Raw genomic sequence first — 4,197 nt, 5'->3', positions numbered from 1 at the left:
TGCGGGCGTTCTGCCGGACCCTTTGCAGGGGCTAAAAAGCAAAACCATGGCGCAATTCCACATGTCGGTGAAGCAGATAAGCAGGAGCACCGGTCGCAGCACGACGGGTGCAGCCGTCGTGCTGCCGAACGCATTGTGGATGTGCGTACGGGTGAAATCCACGATTACACCCGGAAAGGCGGGGTAGATGCTGCCCATCTTTCCCTGCCCGGTGGCAGCACGGAGAACCGCGCCGCCTTTTGGAATCGGCTTGAACAGCATCACAAACGTGCGGACGCCGTGCTTGCGCGTGAGTTCACGCTTGCTCTGCCTCACGAGTTGCCAGCCGAAGAGCGGCAGCGGCTTGCTTTCGACTATGGCCAGGAGCTTGCCGATCGCTATGGCATTGCAGTGGACGTGGCTGTGCACGCTCCCGACCGTGAGGGCGATAACCGCAACTACCATGCGCATGTACTCATGAGCGCGTGCTCAGTGGCGCCGGATGGCACCCTGGGCAAGAAGGCGGTTGAGTTGGACCCGATTCACTGCCAGCGGGCGAAGGTCGAAAACTTCGCTGAGCGGGAGCGTCCACGCTGGGCGGAGTTGCATAACGAGCGCATGTCCGAACTTGGCCAGGTCGAGCGGATCGACCATCGCCGCCTGGTCGAACAAGGCATCGAGCGCGAGCCTACGCGGCATCTCGGCCTGGCTGCAATTGGCTATGAGCGCCGTACTGGCGATGTGTCCAGGCGACGCCAGGACATGGAATCCGAAACCGCGCTGCGGTTGCAGCGCGCCGCGGAACTGGGGGCGCAAGAGCGGGCCAAACAGGCAGAGCGTTCGCAGCTCGTGATTCTGGCGTCCACCGATGTATCAGACGCAATCCAGGAGCGGGACCGGTTGCTTGCCTTGCAATCAACGCTCGGTGAGGCTCAGTCCGGCTGGGCCGCATTGCGTAAGGGCGTTGATAAGGACCGTGCTGCGGAGCACGAGAAGGTGCTAGTTGATCGATTTGTGCGGGAATTCAAAGCTGCGCCGCCCGCAGTGAAGGATAGATTTAACGAGAAATTCAGAGGGGCTGACGGCAAAACCCATATTCCTAACGTCGAAACGGGGCTAGGCGCGCTTCGGACGTTTAGGGAACAAGAGCTAAAGCGGGAGCAGGAGCGGCAGCGCGCAATTGAGGTTGAGGTTGTGAGGCCGCGCGGGCCGTCGCTTAGTGGGCCGAGTCGCTAGTGCTTCACTGCGTAATACGTCACGCTTCCATCTTGCGATGTCCAACGCAAATTAGGGTCCACAGGTGCGCACGGCACCTTTTTCGGGCCGCAGAGAACGATGCTTTCGGCTCCTCGTAGGCGAGCCGTGTCCGCTTGGAGTTGATCGCGCTCCGCCCTTAGTTGCTGAATTTCCGTATTGCTAGGGATAAACAGCGCCCAGAAAGCCATGGGCGCTAGCATTGCTGCAAACACGAGCAAAGCAGCTACAGCAACCGCCTTCCACCGTAGTGTGCCCGTTACCTTGCCAATGTCGTCGGAAGCCGCTCCAAGGGCTGTTACGGGCTCCGCAAAGGCATTGGCAACCGCCTCCTTCAACTCGGCCGGGATGTCTTTGAGATTTTTCTTTACGGCGTCTGCTATTGCCTTTTTGATGGATTCATCTAGGCCGGCAGCAGCCGTTTCGAGGGCGCGTGCGCCGACATCAACAGCTTTCTGACTTTCAAGCGCCGTTTGTTGGCTTAGCTCGGCGTGTTCGACTAAACCGACGATCAAATGCGTTAGCTGGTCGGGCATGGATTAATCGACTAATCGTTGTTGGCCCCGCCGCTCTAACTCTTCGGCTAAGGCGGGTAGATCCGGCTCCATCCCCGGCATGCTCGGCTGGGATGGCGGATCTTCGCCTGGGCCAGTGGGCAATTGTCGTTCGCCGGGGTAAAGCGTAGGGAGGCGGCGTAGGTCTTGATGTTCCAGCGTTTGCGGGTCTTGGTCCGCAGCGTCCGCAATGATTGTTGCGCTAAACACGGATAAACGGAGTTGATCGCGTGGTTGGCCCCATGCCACTTGGTCATTAACCACGTATGCCGCTTCACGGCCCTTACCAATCCGAACGACTTGAATCCAGTTTTCGGCCTGTAAGTTAGCTATAGCCGTTCGGATTGTGCGGTCTGTGACGCCAAGCATCTGAGCCAGTAGTTTCTGAGGAATCACCACGGCATTTTGGTGTCCCATGTTCGCTACGAGATGATGTAACACGGCTGAAGCGGTAGGTTTTCGTATGCAGAAACGTGCCCAAGCCTCATGCGCTTTTCGTTCTGTCTGAACGAAGTGCCCCGGCTTGTGCCCTGCTGGCACTCCAACTTCCGGAGGTGCGGAATTTCTGCGCATATTTAAGGCTCCGTGCTTCACGTTTTGTGAAACCATATTGTGCATTCAATTTCACATTTTGTGAAGAGGTGCGGAACTGCTTCCTATTGAAACTCTGCAAACCCCCGTCCTATAAGGCTGTTGCAATTCGCCCTCTATCTAGTTCTATGGTGTTATTCCACACCCCCGCAAGCGGGGGTTTAAACGCCGCCTATCGGCGTCTGGACGGCCCCCGTGTCTGTACGCTTTCACCGTGAAACTGGGGATGGTTTCGGATCGTTCGCGCACTAAAACCCGGTCTATAGGGAGGGGGTAGGTTGAGATTTTGTATATAAATTGGGACAAGCGGAGCGCGTCAGGCCCGAAGGGTAAAGGTCCGCGAGGGACCCTGTGGGCAACTTAGGGTGCAAGTCCGAAGGGACTTGTGCCCGGTTGTCCATAGGGACGCGGATGTCCCTATTTCTTATGAAAACCGCCGTCCCGCCTTTCAGGCGGTGCTCTATTTAGCGACTTTGTCGCCTGTTTTAATGTGCTTCGAGGCTTGTTTCGCTTGCTTCTTGAAGGATTTCTACCGCTTCTTTTAGAACGTAGAGCCCGATAGCAAAACCTACGATTAAGTCCATAAACGCATAGCCGGTCAAAGCAATTATTCCCCCGGAAATGAACACTGCTATGTTGGCTATGACATCTGCCCTTGTGCAAATGTAGCTTGCGCGCATATGCACCTCGCCTTTTCGATACTTTGAAAGGCGAGCAAGCACGTACACATTTACAGCTAACGAGACCACTGCATAAGCCAGCATTGCATAGCCCATAGGCTCGCTTCCTACGTACCAGCGTCGGACAACCTCAATGACAATACCAATGCCTAAAATAGCTAGAATTCCACCGGTCCATCTGGCAGCGTTTTTCTTAAAAGACATGCCGCGAGTGAATGCCATCAACGCTAATCCATAGGCAGCGGCGTCGGTCAGCATATCGAGTGCGTCTGAAAGCACGCCCGTTGATTGAGCCAATGACCCTGTAACGATGCCGACCACGAACATAGCAAGGTTCAATATCAAAGCAATTTTGATGACTGAACGCTCTTCAGCTGTATTGGCAGCAACTTGTGAACATTCGCAACTCATAGTCTTATCCCCTGCATTTAATTCGGCGTAGGCAGATCAAATAACGCACGATCATCTGGCCGGGTCAGTGCAGTATCAAGCATGGCTAGAAGTTTGTCTTTTGGCCATTCTGCGCGCTCGACTTTCGCGAGGATAGCTTGCCCTACCAAAATTTTTCGGCGCGTGTCTGCGGTCCTCTTTGCTTTAGCATCTTCTGTACGTTTTTTTGCTTCTTGTTTTTGTTTTCCTTTGCTGCTTTGACTGCTTCTTCCGCTTTGGTAATTCGTTGCTCTATAAGTGCCATTTCTTTCCCCGAAATTTTCCCTTTGGCATTTTACAACGTTGTTGTTGGCCCTTATATATAAGTTGTCGAATATTCGAGCGAAGCGAGGGTGTAGAATCCCGAGGGAAACGAAGGGCGCACTTAGAGTAATCCCCTTCGGAGATTACGTGCGGGCGTTCTGCCGGACCCTTTGCAGGGGCTAAAAAGCAAAACCATGGCGCAATTCCACATGTCGGTGAAGCAGATAAGCAGGAGCACCGGTCGCAGCACGACGGGTGCAGCCGCTTATCGTGCTGCCGAACGCATTGTGGATGTGCGTACGGGTGAAATCCACGATTACACCCGGAAAGGCGGGGTAGATGCTGCCCATCTTTCCCTGCCCGGTGGCAGCACGGAGAACCGCGCCGCCTTTTGGAATCGGCTTGAACAGCATCACAAACGTGCGGACGCCGTGCTTGCGCGTGAG

6 protein-coding genes are annotated in these 4,197 nt (G+C 55.2%); 2 read left to right on the top strand and 4 right to left on the bottom strand.

From position 1 onward, the window contains the following. The coding region (locus OVY01_RS22810) for a MobA/MobL family protein (RefSeq protein ID WP_267849934.1) at positions 1 to 1,215 on the top strand (1,215 nt) is incomplete at its 5' end. On the opposite strand, the gene OVY01_RS22805 is transcribed toward OVY01_RS22810, so the two are convergent. The 4 genes from OVY01_RS22805 to OVY01_RS22795 all read right to left on the bottom strand — a co-directional run bounded on the left by OVY01_RS22805 (position 1,212) and on the right by OVY01_RS22795 (position 3,752). Then, entirely contained in the window at positions 1,212 to 1,769 is a 558-nt protein-coding gene (locus tag OVY01_RS22805) for a hypothetical protein (protein WP_267849933.1), read from the bottom strand. The two genes, OVY01_RS22810 and OVY01_RS22805, sit on opposite strands and share 4 nt — an antisense overlap. A 1,094-nt stretch (positions 1,770 to 2,863) precedes the next feature. Next, the gene (locus OVY01_RS22800; protein WP_267849932.1) at positions 2,864 to 3,469 is read right to left on the bottom strand and encodes a cation efflux transmembrane domain-containing protein; all 606 of its coding nucleotides are present in this window, start codon (positions 3,467 to 3,469) and stop codon (positions 2,864 to 2,866) included. Positions 3,470 to 3,486: 17 nt separating this feature from the next. After that, positions 3,487 to 3,552 carry a DUF8583 domain-containing protein gene (locus OVY01_RS23410; protein ID WP_489886435.1) on the bottom strand — a complete coding sequence of 22 codons (66 nt, stop codon included), beginning with the start codon at positions 3,550 to 3,552 and terminating at the stop codon, positions 3,487 to 3,489. Between the two features lie 59 nt (positions 3,553 to 3,611). Beyond that, complete coding sequence (locus OVY01_RS22795) at positions 3,612 to 3,752, bottom strand: hypothetical protein (RefSeq protein WP_267849930.1); 141 nt, start codon at positions 3,750 to 3,752, stop codon at positions 3,612 to 3,614. 193 nt (positions 3,753 to 3,945) lie between these two features. Between OVY01_RS22795 and OVY01_RS22790 the strand changes: the two genes are divergently transcribed. Then, positions 3,946 to 4,197 (top strand): MobA/MobL family protein (locus OVY01_RS22790; RefSeq protein ID WP_349293556.1); only part of this gene is annotated, 252 nt, incomplete at its 3' end.

It is taken from the genome of Robbsia betulipollinis (assembly GCF_026624755.1).
Lineage (GTDB): Bacteria > Pseudomonadota > Gammaproteobacteria > Burkholderiales > Burkholderiaceae > Robbsia > Robbsia betulipollinis.
Note: the sequence above shows the minus strand (reverse complement) of the source record. Positions and strands in the feature narration are given on the sequence as shown.

Excerpts from the sequence above, each read along its gene's own strand:
- OVY01_RS22805 (WP_267849933.1), bottom strand. The coding sequence starts at position 1,769 with ATGCCCGACCAGCTAACGCATTTGATCGTCGGTTTAGTCGAACACGCC.
- OVY01_RS22800 (WP_267849932.1), bottom strand. The coding sequence starts at position 3,469 with ATGAGTTGCGAATGTTCACAAGTTGCTGCCAATACAGCTGAAGAGCGT.
- OVY01_RS22795 (WP_267849930.1), bottom strand. The coding sequence starts at position 3,752 with ATGGCACTTATAGAGCAACGAATTACCAAAGCGGAAGAAGCAGTCAAA.